This window comes from Lederbergia citrisecunda (assembly GCF_018343695.1).
Classification (GTDB): Bacteria; Bacillota; Bacilli; order Bacillales; family Bacillaceae_C; genus Lederbergia; species Lederbergia citrisecunda.
In genome coordinates, this window is sequence record NZ_JAGYPJ010000001.1 from 1,468,974 (window position 1) to 1,486,712 (window position 17,739).

Here is a 17,739-nt window from a genome sequence, read left to right on the forward strand (position 1 = left end):
GGATGACGAAAAGTTTTGCTAAATAAATAAAAAGCACAAAAACTTTTCAATAGCCTATTGACAATTATAATATATGCGTCTATCGTATTGAGTTATCAACCAAAATATTTTCATACACGCTTTACAGCGTTGAAGTCTTAAAGTGAAGATGTTACTATCTCTTTGGACAGAAAAACATAAGGAGGGCTTATCGTTGTCAGAACTAGAAGTGTTACGTTCGAAAATTGAAAAAACAACCTTGCAAATTTTAGAATTGTTAAATGAGCGAGGCAAAATTGCACAAGAAATCGGTAAATTAAAAGAAATGCAGGGCGTAAAACGATACGATCCAGTACAGGAGCGTAAATTGTTTGATCTCATTGCTGAGCATAACGAAGGCCCATTTGAAACTTCAACCGTTCAGCATATTTTCAAACAAATATTTAAAGCAAGTCTTGAGCTTCAAGAAGATGATAATAGTAAAGCGTTACTTGTTTCTAGAAAGAAAAAACCTGAAGATACGGTTGTGTCGGTATTAGGCACTGAAATCGGTAATGGTACTCAACATTTCATTATGGGACCATGTGCTGTAGAAAGCTATGATCAAGTAAAACTTGTCGCACAAGCAATGAAGAAACAAGGCTTAAAATTAATGCGTGGTGGTGCATATAAGCCAAGAACATCCCCATACGACTTCCAAGGTCTTGGATTAGAAGGATTAAAAATTTTAAGACAGGTTGCGGATGAAGAAGGATTGGCTATCATTAGTGAAATTTTAAATCCAAATGACATGGAAACGGCTTTAGATTACGTAGATGTCATTCAAATTGGTGCCCGCAACATGCAAAACTTTGAACTTTTGAAAGTTGCAGGTTCTGTTAGAAAGCCAATCTTATTAAAGCGTGGCTTATCCGCTACAATTGATGAATTTAAATATGCAGCTGAATACATTCTTGCACAAGGAAACGATCAAATTATCCTTTGTGAACGCGGAATTAGAACATATGAAAAAGCTACAAGAAACACGCTAGATATCTCTGCTGTTCCAATTTTGAAGAAAGAAACTCACCTTCCGGTTGTAGTTGACGTAACTCATTCTACTGGACGTAAAGACTTGCTTCTCCCAACGGCTAAAGCAGCATTGGCGATTGGAGCAGATGCCGTAATGGCGGAAGTTCATCCAGATCCAGCAGTTGCTCTTTCTGATTCAGCGCAACAAATGAATATCCCTGAATTCAACAAATTCATGGAAGAAGCAAGAGCATTCGCAAATCTTGTACAGAAAACTCCTATTAGTTAATTAAAATAAGCAGACCATTTTTCAATAATTTTGTGGAAAATGGTCTGCTTTTTATTATTATGTAGGAGCTTCTTATTAAATCATGGAGGAAGGTTTTTGGAAAAGAATGTCGAATATATTAATATTCTTTATTTAGGAGAGGGAAAATGAAAAATACTGCTTTGTTAATTATAGATGTTCAAAATGCCATGTTTGACGAATCTAATCCAATACACGAAGGTGAACAACTGCTTAATAATCTTAAGGAGTTAATAATACATGCCCGTACTTCTAACGTTCCTGTCCTTTTTGTTCAACATAATGATGAAGAATTTGTAACAGGAACTCATCCATGGGAAATTCATTCTTCCATTGCGCCACAAATAGGAGAAGTTGTAGTCCAAAAAAATACTCCAGATTCTTTTCATAAAACCGAACTCCATGAAATACTGAAGGCAAGACATATCCAAAATCTTATCATTGCTGGAAATCAGACCGAGTATTGTATAGATACAACCACACGCCGTGCAAGGAGTCTAGGCTATAAAGTCACTCTTGTAAGTGATGCACACCGTACATGGAATACCGATGACTTAAGCGCCAAACAGATCATCGATCATCATAATAAAGTGTTAGCTAATGCATTTGCCTCTCTCAAGGAAACAAAGGAGATTCAATTTTCTGAGACTAGTAAAAATCATGCCTAACTGTTTAGCATTCTCCTGTTTTAATTAGCTTTATTTCTAATTCTATTATTTCGTTTTGACCATTCTGAAATAATGATAATGGATGAAACGATAAAAACCGCTCCAATCATTTGTCCTGTGAATAATTTTTCTTGGTAGATTGTCATTCCGATAATTAGAGCTGAAAGAGGTTCAACCGTTGCTAAAATGGACGCGATACTGCTCTCAATCTTCTTAAGGCCATATGTGTAAAGCAAATAAGCAATAACAGTGGGAACTAGTCCAAGTCCTGCCATAAAAAACCAAGCTTCCGGTGGCAGAGACTTTGCCTTTTTCCAAAAAGGAAAAAATGGCAATAGCGTCAATGAAGATACAAAAAACGTATAAAACGTAATGATGAAAGTATCATTTTCTTAATGCTATTTTCCCAAAAATAGTATAAAGCGCATAGCCCAAACCTGAAAAAAGTCCAATGATAAAACCTATAGTCGTCCAGTTCCCATCAAAGCCCTTTCCTGCAAGTGCAATAATTGCACATCCAACAATCGTTGTAAAAACAGCAATCACTTTTTTTGTCGTTAATCTTTCCTTTAAAAATATTATAGAAAGTATAACTACAAACGCTGGTGCAGTATAGAGGAGCATGACAGCTAGAGAAATTGACATCATATTCATTGCTTTAAAATAAGCCCAGTTAAAAAAGACAATGCTGCATAGCCCCGTACCGATAAAATACCATATATGTCTGAATTGGATGGCTAGCTGCCGATTATTTCCCATAAAAATTACAATAGGAACTAGCCATAAACATGCAAAGACTACACGAATCGTAACGATTTCCATTTCTGTAAAGCCGTAAAAGGATAATTTTTTGACAAAAATGGCAATTGATCCCCATAAAAAGGCTGCGATAATAACCATTAATTGTGACAACAAGATCACCCTATTTAAAAGAGATGGCAAAAATGCCACCTCTTAAGATAGTTGATAAACTTTAGAGAATTTTTCTTCTAAGTATTTCGCTAAATATTTTGCACTTAGCCCTTCACCTGTAGCTTTTTTAATAATCTCTAATGGTTCCTTCGTTTTTCCATATTGATGTACATGTTCTGTGAGCCAGTTTTTAATAGGCAGAAGGTTTCCTTCTCTTAGTAACTCGTCATAATTTGGCAAATCCTTCAACATCGCATTTTTCAACTGTGCTGCATACATATAGCCTAATGCATAAGATGGAAAATACCCGAAGCTGCCTCCAGACCAATGAACGTCTTGCAATACTCCTTCTGCATCATTTGATGGTATGATGCCTAAATATTCTTCGTATTTATCGTTCCATACTTTTGGAAGCTCCTCCACTTTAATTTCATCGTTAAATAATCCTTTTTCAATTTCATAACGGATGATAATATGCAGAGCATAAGTTAAATCATCGGATTCGATACGAATCAATGATGGCTTTGCCTCATTGATTGCACGGTAAAACTCGTCTATGGAAACTTGATTGAATTGACCATTCGCATATTCTTTTAATAATTCATAATTGCATTCCCAAAATGCACGATCACGAGCTAAAATGTTTTCGTAAAATAATGACTGTGATTCATGGATTCCCATTGACGTACCTTTACAAAGAGGTGTGCCAATTAATTCTTTAGAAATATTTTGTTCATACAATGCATGTCCGCCTTCATGAATCGTTCCAAATATCGCCATCCGGAAATCTTGTTCATCATATCGTGTAGTGACACGGACGTCCCCAGGATTTAATCCGGTTGCAAACGGGTGGACGGTTTCATCTATTCTACCGGAGTTAAAATCATATCCCATTTGTTCCAATATTTTCACACTAAACTCTTTTTGCTTTTCTTTAGGAAACTTATGAAAAAGAAAGTCAGTTTTCGGTTTATTATCAGAATTCGTAATTTTCTTTACTAATGGAACAATGACATCTCGTAATTCTCCAAACACTTTGTCAATGATATCTACTGTTACACCAGGTTCATACATATCTAGTAAAGTATTATATTTATTTCCGCTGTAACCCCAATATTCAATAAATTTTTTATTAAAAGCAACTAGTTTTTCAAGGTATGGTTTAAACATTTCAAAATCAGATGCTTCCCTTGCTTGTTCCCATACATGTTCAGCATTTGATTGAAGTACGACATATTCTTCGTATTCGTTAGCAGGTATTTTTTTGTTTTTTTCATATTGTTTCTTACAATCTTTAAGAGTTAATTTTCCAATTCCGGTTAGTTCATCATACTTACTTGATAAGCTTGCTATGTATGCGGCCATTTCTTCCGAAGTAGACATTTGAAAATGCTCTGACGCAAGCATACCGATGACTTGGGATCGTTGTTCGACTCCATTTTTTGGTGCACCGGTTCTTAAATCCCAATACATTAACCCAAGAGCCTCTTCATATGCCTGCATTTTTTTCACGTATTGCAGGAATTCTTTTTCGATTTCTAACATTTCCGGCATATTATTTGCCTCCTTTTTCTCTTATACTTCTTTATATTAACATAATGACTTCAACAGAAAAAAGAAGGATAAATGAAAAACGCAAGTGCTAATTAAAAGCACTTGTGTTTTTATGAAGATCTTTCAATTCTTCTGTTCAATAATACATATTCGAGCGCCTTATTTAAACTTTCTTCCGCTTCTTTTAAGTTTACTAAAGCAACCTCTGGTAATCGTTCTTCTCTTCCCAGTAATTCGTAGGTAGAATAAATGGCTTTGGAAATGATCTCCATTTCATTCATTGTTTGAGCCATTTGACATACCTCCTTGCAAAAATGATATACATTTAAGTATATTCAGCAAGGTGTGCTTTTATTCTATTTACTATGATCGTGGTGGCCTCGGTCCCCAAAATTGATAAAAGTCAGTCCGAATAAAACCGTTAAAAAGCTTTCTTTTTTTCGTTGCTTGTTTTCCGTACAGCTTCTCAAATTCTGGATGAGAAGTCAAAATATATACAGACCAAGTATCAAGTTTTTGAAAGATCTTTCCAATTTCCCGATACATGTGTTCGACTTCCTGTTTATCTCCAATTCTTTCTCCATATGGTGGATTTCCGATAATGACTCCGTAATCTTTTTTCGATGTATAGTCACTCGCCTGCATTTGTTTAAATGTAACTATATCCCCTAACCCAGCCTCGAATGCATTATTCTTGGAGATTTCAACCATACGGTGATCAATATCGGAACCAGATATTTCTATAGGTTGGTCGTAGTTTGCCAAGTCTTCTGCTTCTTCTCTAACTTTTTCCCATACATCATCTCTTATCCAAGGCCATGTTTCACTTAAAAAATCCCGATTAAATCCTGGAGCAATATTTTGACCAATTAGAGCAGCTTCTATTGGAATTGTTCCAGAACCACAAAACGGATCATGAAGGATTCGGTCAGGATGCCAATTCGTAAGTTGAATAAGTGCAGCAGCCAACGTTTCTTTTATTGGCGCTTCCCCCTGGTCAATTCTATACCCACGTTTATGTAATCCAGCCCCACTCGTATCTATGCTGAGCGTTGCTCTATCTTTTAGTAAAGATATTTCAATTTTAAATAATGGACCTGTCTCTGGTAACCAAGTGGTTTGATTATATGCTTTCTTCAATCTTTCAACAATTGCTTTTTTAACAATCGCTTGGCAGTCAGGCACACTATAAAGGGTGGATTTAACCGATTTTCCCTGTACCGGAAATTCTGCATCCATAGGAAGATAGTCTTCCCAGCTTAACGCTTTTGTCTTTTCAAAAAGCTCATCAAATGTTGATGCCTTAAACTCCCCTACAACAATTTTTACTCTATCGGCAGTCCTTAGCCACATATTTGCTCTTGCAATCGCCAGTTCATCACCTTTGAACATTACTTTTCCATTTTCTACGGTACAATCATAGCCTAGCTTTTTCACTTCATTAGCTGCAATGGCTTCAATTCCCATTGCAGTTGTTGCGATTAAATTATACGTTCTCATTTCCTTCACCCTTATAAAATTTGACTAGGATCCCATTCCTTTAATAAATCCATTAGTTCCTGTAAATGAAGCGGTGGAGATATGTAGTGACCTTGCATGAGATCACAGCCAAGATTTTTTAATAGTTTGAATTGCTTTTCATTCATTACACCATCAACCCCAACTAGCAGATGAAGATGCTTTCCTAAATGAATGATCGCTTCCACGATTGAGGCATCATCTTCATATTTCCCTAAATTCATAATAAAACTTTTATCAATTTTTAATTTATCAATTGGAAAGCGATTCAAATAACTTAATGACGAATACCCTGCTCCGAACCCATCAATAGTAAGTTTAACACCTAATCTTTTCAGGTCCATTAATTTGCTTTTTGAAAAAGTAGCTTGAGGCATAATTACCCCTTCAGTTAAATCAAGCTCAATCGAGCGAGCAGGAATATTTGAGTTTTCAATCGCATATTTAACGTCTTTTACGAAACTTTCTTGATGGAAATGAAGAGGAGAAATATTAACAGTTGTCCTAATTCCTGAGAAGCCTGCAAGATGAATCATCTTGATATCTTCACTCGCTTGACTGATAATCCAGTTGGATATTGGAACGATTAAGCCAGTTTCCTCGGCAAGTGTGCCTAATTCATCTGGTGCAATCTCACCAAACTCATTATTTTTCCAATGACAGTGCGCTTCTATCCCTTCTATTTTTCCGCTGTTGGCATTAATAATTGGTTGATAAAGAATGTATAATTCACTATTATTCCACGCATTCCTTAATTGTGCTGCCATACCTAACTGCCTTTTATCTGAATGTAAAATTCCTTCGTGATAGATTTCGTACTGATTTCTCCCATTCAGTTTTGACATGTACATCGCTTTGTCTGCTTTTTTCAAAAGAATTTCCGAACTATTTCCATCATTAGGATAAAAACTGATTCCTATACTCGTTGTAATATAAACTTCGTGTCCATCTATATGAAACGACTTTGTTAAACTTTCAATAATCCTTTTGGCAATATGAACAGCTTCTCTTTGGTGCTTAATATTTGATAAAATAATGACAAATTCATCGCCTCCTAGTCTAGCGATTACGTCTTTATTTTTTATGAGTTCTTGAAGTCTGCCCGCCACTTCTATTAATAGCTTGTCCCCTGCTTCATGTCCTAAGGAATCATTTATTTGTTTAAAACGGTCTAAATCCAAAAATAACAAAGCTAATTTTTGATTAAATTGTTGAGAAACATCGAGTAGATTCGAAAATCTTTCGCTAAACGAATGACGATTTGGAACACCGGTTAAAGCGTCAAAATGGGCAAGTTTTCTTAGTTCGTCTTCGGCTTTTTTACGATCTGTTATATCTGAGAATACTCCAATATATCCTAGAACTACCCCTTCAGAATCTTTCACTTTTGTAATAGTGAGCCATTCTAAGAATAGCTCTCCGTTTTTTCGCTTATTCCAAATTTCTCCGCTCCAGCTGCCTTCAAGAGAAATCGTTTCCCATAACTTATGATAAAAATGTTTATCATGAAGTCCAGATTGTAAAATTCTTGGATTTTGTAAATACACTTCTTTTCGATTATACCCAGTAACGATTTCAAATGCGGAATTAATGTATATAATTTGACGTTTTTCATTAACGACCATAACGCCTTCACTTATTTGTTCCAGAATCATTGCTGAAATATTTAATTCGTATAGAATAGGATCATTAAATAATTGTTGGGCATTGATGAATTCCATTTATTCTGACCAACTTCCTGTAACATTATCATTAAAGTGTATGTATGGATATAAATAAAGAGGCTTTCCTCGTTTTCGTTAGACCACCATTATAGTAATGGAATTTTCCACATACTAGGGTCCAAGTACTTTGGGAAAGCCTTATTTTATCAGATGTAAACCTATAATAACATTCATATAAGCCATGTTCTGTACCATCGTACTACAAGCGGCTATAGGTAAGCCTCGTACTCAGGCGGTAACCATCTATCTGCAGGAAAATCATTTCCTGCCTCTTTCCTTGTTGATTTCCTCAGAAAGAGTGCCTCTACCAAAATTTGAGTTTCTCGCTCGTGGGGTTTACCGCGTTCCACCTTCGTTGTTTCCAACAAAGCTACGTCACTGTGGCACTTTAAGGGTACTCATGCCATATCATTAAAGACTTAGGCATTTTTCCCGCCGTCAATCTAGACTAAATCCAGACTGCCCTGGCTTATTGTTTGGCCAGGCACGATCACTACGGGCATCTCAGCACCGTGCGAGCATGGACTTTCCTCTGCTTTAAAAGCAGCGATTACCCGAATGTTATTCATAATCGTTTTAAATATAAAGGTCAGTATTACCTCACCGACTTTTTATTTTATAACTTCTTTTACGACTGTGCAAGCGGTAATTTATGGTAGAAGATTAATCATCTAGCTTGCTTCCAAATACATGTCTTTCTAAATTGGAGAGACGCTTTAAAATATCAAAATTAGTCGTCCCTGCAGGTGGAACAGGCTGTCTACGAGACTGTTCATCCACTTGCTTTTTCAATCGCATATTTTCCTGTTGCAGTTCATCTACTAATTGATGCATAGTTTCATAATCTTTAATGATTAAGTCTAAAAATTTATCAACATCATCTTGTTTATAACCGCGAACACCTGATTTAAATTCTTTTTCTAAAATTTCTTTTGCAGTCAATTTTAATCTTTCTGCTAACAACTGAAACACCACCTTAAATTCACACTACATTATCATCATTCTTTCAAAATAAAATGATTTTGTCAATTTTGCAAGTGATTTTTGGATAGTTTCGAAGAAGTTTCAATAAATACTAATAAGAATGGTCTTCTGCTACTGTTTTTATCAGCAGTGATTGATTATAATCTCTGGAATGAGAGCCCTTGTGGTGATATCTGCGGTGCTTAAGATTTCAATCGTTGGATTGAGGAGCTTTTTCGACGAATCAGCACTGATTCTCATCTCGATTAAACTCAATCGAGACGGTAAATCATTTATTGACTTGGTTTTGTCCCGATCCACGCTCAATCGAGACAGTAAAACATTTAATGACTTGGTTCTGTCCCCATTCACTCTCAATTGAGACAGTAAATCATTTTTTTGACTTGGTTTTGTACCGATTCACGATCAATCGAGACAGTAAACCAATTATTGGCTTGGTTCTGTCCCCATTCACGATCAATAGAGACATTAAATCAATTATTGACCTGGTTATTTCCCGATTCACGCTCAATCGAGACGGTAAACCAATTATCGGCTTGGTTCTGTCCCCATTCACGCTCAATCGAGACAGTAAACCAATTATCGGCTTGGTTCTGTCCCCATTCATGATCAATCGAGACAGTAAACCAATTATCGGCTTGGTTCTGTCCCCATTCACGATCAATCGAGACAGTAAACCAATTATCGGCTTGGTTCTGTCCCCATTCACGATCAATCGAGACAGTAAACCAATTATCGGCTTGGTTCTGTCCCCATTCACGCTCAATAGAGACATTAAATCAATTATTGACCTGGTTATTTCCCGATTCACGCTCAATTGAGACTGTAAACCTTTTATTGACTTAGTTCTGTCCCCATTCACGCTCAATAGAGACAGTAAATCAATTATTGACCTGGTTATTTCCCGATCATCTTAAATTGAAACTAAAATATAATAAAAACGAAAATTCCTTCCCAATCACTTGACTATAAATTTTGTGTAAACGTTAATTTATTTTCTTATATAGTATGTCGATTTTGCATTTCCTTTTAAAATAAAGTTTTTTATTAATATTCTTTGAATTGATTTCTTAGAAACAATTCCATTGCACCATTCGTAAATATCATTTGTTGTAATTTTTCTATCAGGAAATAATAATACATATTCGTCTACGCTTCGAATAATTGCAATTGTTTTATCTTCTATTTTGTCACAACTTTTACATTTTACGGCCCTTTTTATGGCTATAATATCAAATGAATAACAGAAAACACACATAATTCCTTTCTGCAGTTCCTCATAACTATATTTCGGTAATTTTGTAAAAGTTGATTCATCTTTGTGGAGGGAAATTAGTTTTTTCGCTAACCTCTTATGGTACTCAGTTACTTTTGTTGGGATATTATTAAGCTTTTCAAAAAAACGATTCAGTTGGGTTGGATATACTATTGGGAGATTTCGCGGGGCGTTATATAAGTGAAAATCGGGGTTAATGTAGATAATAAAGGATTCGACCGGCATGCTATACCCGAGCTCTTGGAGCAACCGTCGAATAAGAAATTCACTTCTTTCTAACTGCGTCAAAGGGTTCTGTATTTCAGTTCCATTGGTGTAATACCATTTATCACCTTCAATATAATAGTCTCCTTCGTAATTTTTAATCTCAAACAAAAAAATCGTTTTTTGAGTTATAAGAAACGAATCAATCTGGAATTCTGTATTGTTACTTTTTAACTGTAAATCATTGAGAATAAGCCATTCTTTCGAACTCTTATCTATTCTTTCATCAAATAATAGCTCTCCTTCAAAACCTTTTTCAAGTCTAGTTAAGTGCTTCGACTCTTCAATCGATACAACCATCCTACGTTTTACAATCCTATACACCACCAACTCAATACTTTCAACTCTCGGTTTAATAATCTTTTTCACATCCTCTTATTTTAGTTATCTTAATTGTAAGAAATTACAAATCATTGGACAAGGATGTATGCACAAAAAAACGAGGATGCTCTCGCATATCCTCGTCTAAAAGAATTTTTAATACGGGAATCCTGGGCCAAAACCTGGTCCGACCCCTGGGCCGAATCCTGGGCCGACTCCCGGTCCAAAACCACCTGGGCCAAAACCTGGGGCACCAAACCCCGGACCGAATCCTGGACCAGGAACTCCACCATAACCAGGTCCTGGGCCCGGCATAATAACATTTTCCTGAGTGACTTCATTGACAACTGATGCTGTGTGTGGGAAATAATGCTCGTGAATAATGTTTTCATGATTTACTGTTGTCGTATGAGAAGGATGGATTTCTGGTACAATGACATTTGTACACGTATGGTTTACACAGCATTGAGTCGGATGAATAATTGGCGGGCACACCTGTGTGTGGCAAGGATTGCAAGGATTAAACATGCCGAATGCTCCTTTCTTTTTCATATATCGCTTTACACTTACAGCCTATGAGAAAGGACTGACACATGTACTAATCATAATACCTATATTTTGCAAAACTTTCTTATTGTTTTTTGAAATATAAAGCCATCTTCCGACTAATTTTTTGCAAATAATGTAAGAATTTATGAAAAATCCTGAATTCGGTCGAATACTGCGCTTGCCCGGGAAATGATGACTGAATTATTTCTCAATTTATTTCCGACTCAAAAGCCGATTCATTCTTTTATTAGCATTTTCAAAAAAACGATCTACTTTCGATGAATGTAATTCCATCGCAGCTCTTGTATAGTTAGTGGCTTGAACAAAATCCTTGTACTGGTGCTCCATCAATTTGGCTAATTCTATATATGCCTCTTTTTTGACGAAATCGTCTCCATAAGCAATTACTTCTAACCATAAAGATTTTGCATCATCATAATTTTTTGCTCTTTTTAAATAATATGCTAATTGATGTTTAGCTGAAAAATCGCCTTCCCCAGCAGCAGATTCAAATGTAGAGGCGGCTAATTCACGTTCCCCAATATATTGATACCATTCTGCAATAAGCATTTTTTCATTCGGTGTTTGACTCGGATCGACTCCTAGAATTTGATATGTTAAATGAGTATATAATGTGATCAAAGATAAAATATCCATTTCATTATGTTCTAGAACTTTTAATATGGCTTCAGGATTCTTTCTTTCAACATAATCAAAATAAATCATAGGAGCAAGAAAGCCCGGGATATCGTCAGTTCTTTTTACATCTAAAATCTCTTCTTCTACTCTTGCAAGTTTTACAGATTCTAGGTTATTCTTCCAAAGCCTTCTAGATGCATGGTATAAATCAAAATGACCGAAGGCAGGCAGTTTAGGAACATGTTGACGAACAAGTGTATGCTGTGTCTTTACTTGTGGCCAATCAAATGACTTCCCGTTATATGTCACGAGGGTTGTATAATCAACTCTTTCTAAAAAACTTTTATATAAAGATACTTCAAATCCAGGTTCAGGTAAAAAGTGCTGACGCAATACAAATTCATTACTTTCATAGCGGGCATGTCCAAGTAAAAAGATTGTGTTCCCTGCTCCTCCATATAATCCTGTCGTTTCCGTATCAAAGAAAAATAAATCCGAAGGAGACATTCCTTTTGCTGATAATGGATGATTTCCTGAAAATTCCTCCCACATAGAAAATGCTGAAAGAAACTCTTTTAACATATACTTTCCATGTTTGTAATCTAATGGATAGCGGATCTCTTTTATATAACAAAATTGATTATCGTAAAAGTAAGGAGAAGCTCCTGCTTTTTCCCACTCGTCCAAAAAAGGTAACGTAGCTGAACGATGAGGTTTTGTATCAATTATTTCTTTAGCACCGTCACTTGTATCCTCTATACTCATATGTGCTTTAAAACGATTCAGTTTGTTTTTCAGAGACATTTTACGACCATCTCCTTACTCTTCACGTGATGCACTAAGCATAATCTCTAACAGCTTAATTGTAATCTCTTTCGTTCGGATTGTGGAAATATCCGTGCCTATACATGAAGGACATCCATCATTACAACGACATTGAGCAACAAGATTTCTAGCTTCTTCTAAAATTTTTGGCATCAATTCAAAAACTTTATCGCTAATGCCAATGCCTCCAGGGTATTGATCATAAATAAAAATCGTCGGTTTAGCGTTTACGGCTGCTTTTACTTGCGGAACCGTATGAATATCAGCTGGATCGCACATCGCAAATAATGGAATAATGGCTTTTAAAGCATGTGAACAGCCAATTAATCCATATTCTAAATCTTCCATTCCAATTTCTTTTAATTCTTTATTTAAAGAGATCCAAGCTGCATTTGTGTGCAATTCCATTTCTGGTAAATGGATTGGACCAGAGCCAATATTTTCATGAGTTTCAAACTTGATCTTTTTAAAAATAGTTGCCATTGCATTCACGGTGACATCCCCAAAGGCAATCTCTGCATCCGCAGTCTCTTTTCTTTTATCCTCTTCTAATACTTTTAGTTGAACAGCTAGATTCGCATCTGTAAAATAATCAACTTCAACTTCCGCAACGAAAGCTTTTTTTTCTTCCCAATCAAGATATTCAACTTGGTATTGAATTCCTTGATGTAAATAAATAGCCTCATCATGCAAAAGCGTCATCGCACTAAATGTATCCATTTCACCAATGACTTTTACATTTGAACGATCGGTTTGGTCAACAATGATAACATTTTCTTGTGAAGCAGAGCGCAAACTTATATTATGAGCGGGAAAAGAATCATTCATCCAGTACCACTTATCCCCATTTTTATGGAGTACTCTTTCTTCTGTTAAAAATTCCAAAATTTCTTCTATTTCTAAATCTCCAAACTGCTCGCCCTCTTCAAAAGGCAATTCATAAGCTGCACATTTTAAATGGTCTACAAGAATAATAAGATTGTCAGGATTTATTCGTGCGGTTTCCGGATTTTGGTGAAAGAAATAATTCGGATTTTCAATAATATACTGATCAAGTGGCGAAGAACTTGCAACCATGATTACTAATGATTCTGCTCGTCTCCTTCCCGCTCTACCTGCCTGTTGCCAAGCACTTGCAATTGTTCCTGGATACCCTGTCATCATACATACTTGAAGTTGGCCAATATCAACACCAAGTTCAAGAGCGTTTGTACTTACAACTCCGTAAATATCCCCATTCCTCAAACCTTTTTCAATTTCTCTTCGTTGGGTAGGCAGATAGCCTCCTCGGTAACCTCTAATAGATTTGGGACCTAGCTGATTATTAACCAAATTTTGCAAATAAGTAAGTATAATTTCTACTCTCACACGACTTCTTGCAAAAATAATTGTTTGAATTTTATTTTTTAAAAATTCCCTAGCAAGCTTTCTCACTTCCAATGTAGCACTTCTACGAATGTTCATTTGTTGATTGACGATAGGTGGATTGTAAAAAATAAAATGTTTTGTTCCACGAGGTGCACCATTATTATCAATCAACTTCATTTTTTCACCCGTAAGCTTTTCGCCAAGTTCCTTTGGATTCGCAATTGTTGCAGATGTACAAATAAAAACGGGATTCGAACCATAAAAGCGACAAATTCTTTTTAACCTGCGAATGACATTTGCTACATGACTTCCAAAAACTCCTCGATAAATATGAAGTTCATCCAGAATAACGAACTTTAAATTTTCAAATAACGAAACCCATTTTGTATGATGAGGCAAAATGGCGGAATGAAGCATATCAGGGTTTGTAATAACGATATTCCCCGCTCTCCTTACTTTTTGGCGAATATTTGCAGGTGTATCCCCATCATACGTATAACTATTTATCGGTAATCCAGCAGCATCAATCACTTCATGTATTTCACTCTTTTGATCTTGCGCAAGGGCTTTTGTTGGAAATATATATAATGCACGAGCCGAATGATTATGTAAAATCGTTTGAAGAACTGGTAAGTTGTAGCATAATGTCTTCCCTGATGCTGTCGGAGTAACAGCTGTTAGGCTGTGATGGGACATTGCGAATTCATAGGCATCTTTTTGATGAATATATAATTCGTTTATCCCTTTATTTTGTAAAGATTTCACTAAATCAGGATGTAAATCGTGAGGGAATGGAGTTGTTTTAGCTGGTTCCTCTTGCAAAGTATGCCAGCCAACAATGTTCTCTTTAAAAGCAGGATTTGTTTTTAACTCCATCAATATATCATTAAAATTCTTTTTCCAATTCAAACTAATCACCTCTTCTTCATTTTAGCGAATAAGCGTTCGTTTTCATAGTGGTTGGAATATGAAATATGATGAAAAGAACTCTTTGTTTTTCTTCTTCATACAATAGGATAAAGTGAGAAGGAGGTGCTTTACAATGGCGGAAAATCGGCCGTCTAAAAGGGAAGAACATCCTTTATTCGAGCCTTTCAACCAACTAATGAGTAATATGAATCGGCTTTTTTCGGAACGGTCAGATAAGAATTTTTTACAAAGTATGGATGACTTTTTTTTACACTCAAAGCCATTTGGCGGATTTGTGGCTGAACTAAAAGAAAACGACAAGGAATATATTGTCCAAGCACAAATCCCAGGGACGAAAAAAGAACAGATCAACATTGAAATTCTTCCACAATATATAACGATAACAGTCAACCATCGAGAATCTGTCACAAAAGAAGATAAAGAAAATACAATTATTCATAAAAAGGAATCTTGGAAGCAATCTTCACGTACAATCCCTTTCTCGAAACCAATTGATCAAGGGAAGGTAACAGCAAATTACGAAGACGGAGTCTTGACCGTCATCGTTCCAAAGAAAAAAGGAAAGAAAATAAATATTGGCTAAAAAGGAAAAAAAGCAATTGGAATTCGAATCAGTGCCGACATGCAACTGTTGTGAGGCAAAAAAGTCTGGTACTTGACTTTTATTGCCTCCGATTCTATTTTGCTAGAATCATGCATCAGAAGCTAATAATTTAAGCAATGTTTAGAAAATGAGTACTTTAATAGATTTTTTCATATAATACAAAAAAGGAATCGCTGTACAACGATTCCTTTTATTCTTTTTACTTTAACTCTTTTATTGTAAATTGCTGTTTTTACTCAAGGCTAAAAATATCTTCCAGGAATGAAGAGCAAGGGAAATCCCCGCAGGCACTTTTAATCACTGAGGAATCGCTTGCCGCCTGCGGATAGCTAGCGTTTGAGAGCAAAATCATAAAGAGCCTTTACTCTAAACTTTGAAAATACCACCTATACCCTTTGCCATATTGGATACTTGATTTATTGCGTTTACTACTTGGCCCGCAGTGTTCACCATTTTATTTATATCAAGTGAACCCGTTTGCGTTTTAAAAGAATTTAAAACTGTATTAAATCCTCCATTAGGAGGTTTTGGTAGTTGAGGCGGTTTAGGATAAGCGTTTGGTAAACCTTGTTGATTAGCATACTTTTCATAAAAATATCCATCCTCAGGCTGTAAAGGGTTTTGAAACAATTGACTCGCTTGATTGTCGTTTCCATTATGATACAACCCTTGATCCGTATGAGTATACGGATACTGCATCCCGTTCATATAAGGCATTTGTGGGTAGGGTGAAGGAATTCCATGCATATTAGAGAATTGCGATGGATACATGCCATAAGGATGGGGGAACTGAGCATTTGTATGTTGATAAGGTGGCCCCATTGGCATTCCCGGTGGCATATGAACATTTCGGTATCGATGCAGCATAAAACAAGCCCCCTGAGTAATTTAAGGTACTATACTATATGCCTATATTCAGAAAAAGGTGTCATGAAGAAACTTCCAGACGTTCTAACATTCTCCTTAAAATAAAATCAATGGATTGAATATGACTCTTAAATTTATTTAAGCTTGTATCAGGAAAAAATGCTCTAACTGAAACCATTTGTATATTTTCCGCAGTATTTCTAATTTGCAACGCATGCAGGTTTTTTGGGCTCTCACTCATTACCCATTCCATTGCCAGCGGTTCCCATTGTTCACAACAATCTTTTACCTTATCTGCAAACGGTTTGACTTCTTTAAAAAAATCTCCCTGCTTACCCGTCTCCCTGGAGAGGATAAAATTTTTCTTTGCTTCCTCATTGTATTGAAGCAGTGTTTCTGTTAAATTGCGTAATTCATCGATTTTCATAGTATAGCTCCCCTTACATACTAAAAAGCAGCTTGATAGCTGCTTTCTGACTGTTGACAAACGCTTACTTTCTTCGTTGCTCGCCTTCTAGTGAAGCTCATTGCGGAGTATGGCAACTTCGCTCCACAGAAGGCTTCGTGCCTCTAAAGACAAGCGTTTTTAACTAGTCTGAATGTACTTTAGAATTAGTTTGAATACAAACAGAAAGCAGCTCAATAGCTGCTTTCTAAATATTTCCTTAATTCTACTGTTTATTTACGATGTTTTCAAGTTTCCTTATCTTACAATGATTAAATTGCTTCACTTAATGCTTCTGACTGATGGCTTCTTTTTTCTTCAAAAGAAGTTTCTAGTTTTCTTATTGTACGTTCTAGCTGCTGCTCGCGTAATTCCATCGAATTATACATTGCTCGCCGATTCTGCAATGATTTTTGTTCTATCATTTTTTCTAGATGATCTATTTGGGAGCTAATTGACTCAAGCCTCTCAATCATTTCATTTTTAGTCATTTTGTCAGCCTCCATTCACACCCTTTTCTATGTTATTCTGTATAATTTTTTTACTTCCTTCGTGACTGACAAAACTAGAAGAGATTCGCTAAACAAAGTGGATAAATAGGAATTTTTTTGGATTTGGTTCGACAAATATTTAGGTTGAAGGTCTATTAGGACCTGTTAACTTTGGGTTCCCTTCTCCAGCTTTTTTTTGCTCATTTCTCTTATTTTCTTTTCTTTGACCTTTTTTGTTTTCCATATTAATATACTCCTATTCATTTTTTTCTTGGGTTCTGTTAAACTTGTATGTTGATTTCCGTGGGTGAAGCAGACTCTTCGGTGATAAACGTACCTGCGGGATCTCTATTTAATCAACAGGAGTCCACCCCTTCTTCTCCAATTAACTTAAAGTCAAAATCAACTTTTTCAAAAAAAGTGAAACATATTGATGCCTTAGTCCGTCAAATAATGTTATAGCGAAATATATTTCCTTTCCATTATCAGGATGGCTCTTAAAA

The 17,739-nt window shown here is 35.9% G+C and carries 17 protein-coding genes and 1 other RNA gene; 3 read left to right on the plus strand and 15 right to left on the minus strand.

Annotated features, from left to right (window positions below; all coding sequences use genetic code 11):
• The first annotated feature begins 193 nt into the window (after nt 1-193).
• Together KHA93_RS07310 and KHA93_RS07315 are read left to right on the plus strand one after the other, a co-directional pair.
• The gene (locus KHA93_RS07310; RefSeq protein WP_432806307.1) at nt 194-1,279 is read left to right on the plus strand and encodes a bifunctional 3-deoxy-7-phosphoheptulonate synthase/chorismate mutase; all 1,086 of its coding nucleotides are present in this window, start codon (nt 194-196) and stop codon (nt 1,277-1,279) included.
• A gap of 146 nt (nt 1,280-1,425) precedes the next feature.
• Entirely contained in the window at nt 1,426-1,965 is a 540-nt protein-coding gene (locus KHA93_RS07315; protein WP_213110138.1) for a cysteine hydrolase family protein, read from the plus strand.
• A 20-nt stretch (nt 1,966-1,985) separates the two neighbouring features.
• Here KHA93_RS07315 and KHA93_RS23175 read toward each other — a convergent pair whose 3' ends face one another.
• The 12 genes from KHA93_RS23175 to KHA93_RS07370 form a co-directional block, all read right to left on the minus strand.
• Nucleotides 1,986-2,309 (minus strand): DMT family transporter, encoded by a 324-nt coding sequence (locus tag KHA93_RS23175; RefSeq protein WP_349772267.1) that lies wholly within the window; start codon nt 2,307-2,309, stop codon nt 1,986-1,988.
• A gap of 40 nt (nt 2,310-2,349) precedes the next feature.
• Complete coding sequence (locus tag KHA93_RS23180; RefSeq protein ID WP_349772268.1) at nt 2,350-2,916, minus strand: DMT family transporter; 567 nt, start codon at nt 2,914-2,916, stop codon at nt 2,350-2,352.
• A gap of 3 nt (nt 2,917-2,919) precedes the next feature.
• On the minus strand, nt 2,920-4,431 hold the full coding sequence (locus tag KHA93_RS07325; RefSeq protein WP_213110139.1) for a carboxypeptidase M32: 1,512 nt from the start codon (nt 4,429-4,431) through the stop codon (nt 2,920-2,922).
• Nucleotides 4,432-4,541: 110 nt separating this feature from the next.
• Entirely contained in the window at nt 4,542-4,724 is a 183-nt protein-coding gene (locus KHA93_RS07330) for a hypothetical protein (RefSeq protein ID WP_213110140.1), read from the minus strand.
• A gap of 70 nt (nt 4,725-4,794) precedes the next feature.
• Nucleotides 4,795-5,931 carry a THUMP domain-containing class I SAM-dependent RNA methyltransferase gene (locus tag KHA93_RS07335; RefSeq protein WP_213110141.1) on the minus strand — a complete coding sequence of 379 codons (1,137 nt, stop codon included), beginning with the start codon at nt 5,929-5,931 and terminating at the stop codon, nt 4,795-4,797.
• Nucleotides 5,932-5,942: 11 nt separating this feature from the next.
• Complete coding sequence (locus tag KHA93_RS07340; protein ID WP_213110142.1) at nt 5,943-7,670, minus strand: putative bifunctional diguanylate cyclase/phosphodiesterase; 1,728 nt, start codon at nt 7,668-7,670, stop codon at nt 5,943-5,945.
• A gap of 173 nt (nt 7,671-7,843) precedes the next feature.
• An RNA gene (gene rnpB / locus KHA93_RS07345) (RNase P RNA component class B) lies at nt 7,844-8,235 on the minus strand.
• 101 nt (nt 8,236-8,336) lie between these two features.
• Entirely contained in the window at nt 8,337-8,636 is a 300-nt protein-coding gene (gene gpsB / locus KHA93_RS07350; protein WP_213110143.1) for a cell division regulator GpsB, read from the minus strand.
• 1,012 nt (nt 8,637-9,648) lie between these two features.
• Entirely contained in the window at nt 9,649-10,566 is a 918-nt protein-coding gene (locus KHA93_RS07355; RefSeq protein ID WP_213110144.1) for a nuclease-related domain-containing protein, read from the minus strand.
• Nucleotides 10,567-10,674: 108 nt separating this feature from the next.
• Nucleotides 10,675-11,046, minus strand: a complete 372-nt coding sequence (locus KHA93_RS07360; RefSeq protein ID WP_213110145.1) for a CotD family spore coat protein — start codon at nt 11,044-11,046, stop codon at nt 10,675-10,677.
• 234 nt (nt 11,047-11,280) lie between these two features.
• Nucleotides 11,281-12,510 (minus strand): ribonuclease H-like domain-containing protein, encoded by a 1,230-nt coding sequence (locus tag KHA93_RS07365; protein WP_213110146.1) that lies wholly within the window; start codon nt 12,508-12,510, stop codon nt 11,281-11,283.
• A gap of 15 nt (nt 12,511-12,525) precedes the next feature.
• Nucleotides 12,526-14,808 carry a DEAD/DEAH box helicase gene (locus tag KHA93_RS07370; protein ID WP_285891551.1) on the minus strand — a complete coding sequence of 761 codons (2,283 nt, stop codon included), beginning with the start codon at nt 14,806-14,808 and terminating at the stop codon, nt 12,526-12,528.
• 133 nt (nt 14,809-14,941) lie between these two features.
• Between KHA93_RS07370 and KHA93_RS07375 the strand changes: the two genes are divergently transcribed.
• Nucleotides 14,942-15,412, plus strand: coding sequence for an Hsp20 family protein (locus KHA93_RS07375; RefSeq protein WP_213110147.1), 471 nt, complete (start codon nt 14,942-14,944; stop codon nt 15,410-15,412).
• Between the two features lie 387 nt (nt 15,413-15,799).
• Here KHA93_RS07375 and KHA93_RS07380 read toward each other — a convergent pair whose 3' ends face one another.
• From KHA93_RS07380 to KHA93_RS07390, 3 genes are all read right to left on the minus strand, one after another.
• The gene (locus KHA93_RS07380; RefSeq protein ID WP_213110148.1) at nt 15,800-16,300 is read right to left on the minus strand and encodes a YppG family protein; all 501 of its coding nucleotides are present in this window, start codon (nt 16,298-16,300) and stop codon (nt 15,800-15,802) included.
• A 61-nt stretch (nt 16,301-16,361) separates the two neighbouring features.
• Nucleotides 16,362-16,727, minus strand: a complete 366-nt coding sequence (locus tag KHA93_RS07385) for a YppE family protein (protein WP_213110149.1) — start codon at nt 16,725-16,727, stop codon at nt 16,362-16,364.
• A gap of 290 nt (nt 16,728-17,017) precedes the next feature.
• Nucleotides 17,018-17,236, minus strand: coding sequence for a hypothetical protein (locus KHA93_RS07390; protein ID WP_213110150.1), 219 nt, complete (start codon nt 17,234-17,236; stop codon nt 17,018-17,020).
• Nucleotides 17,237-17,739: the final 503 nt, after the last annotated feature.

Coding starts and splice junctions, on each gene's coding strand:
- KHA93_RS07340 (WP_213110142.1), bottom strand. CDS start 7,670: ATGGAATTCATCAATGCCCAACAATTATTTAATGATCCTATTCTATAC.
- KHA93_RS07360 (WP_213110145.1), bottom strand. CDS start 11,046: ATGTTTAATCCTTGCAATCCTTGCCACACACAGGTGTGCCCGCCAATT.
- KHA93_RS07380 (WP_213110148.1), bottom strand. CDS start 16,300: ATGCTGCATCGATACCGAAATGTTCATATGCCACCGGGAATGCCAATG.
- KHA93_RS07330 (WP_213110140.1), bottom strand. CDS start 4,724: ATGGCTCAAACAATGAATGAAATGGAGATCATTTCCAAAGCCATTTAT.
- KHA93_RS07335 (WP_213110141.1), bottom strand. CDS start 5,931: ATGAGAACGTATAATTTAATCGCAACAACTGCAATGGGAATTGAAGCC.
- KHA93_RS07315 (WP_213110138.1), top strand. CDS start 1,426: ATGAAAAATACTGCTTTGTTAATTATAGATGTTCAAAATGCCATGTTT.
- KHA93_RS07325 (WP_213110139.1), bottom strand. CDS start 4,431: ATGCCGGAAATGTTAGAAATCGAAAAAGAATTCCTGCAATACGTGAAA.
- KHA93_RS07365 (WP_213110146.1), bottom strand. CDS start 12,510: ATGTCTCTGAAAAACAAACTGAATCGTTTTAAAGCACATATGAGTATA.
- KHA93_RS07385 (WP_213110149.1), bottom strand. CDS start 16,727: ATGAAAATCGATGAATTACGCAATTTAACAGAAACACTGCTTCAATAC.
- KHA93_RS07375 (WP_213110147.1), top strand. CDS start 14,942: ATGGCGGAAAATCGGCCGTCTAAAAGGGAAGAACATCCTTTATTCGAG.
- KHA93_RS07390 (WP_213110150.1), bottom strand. CDS start 17,236: ATGACTAAAAATGAAATGATTGAGAGGCTTGAGTCAATTAGCTCCCAA.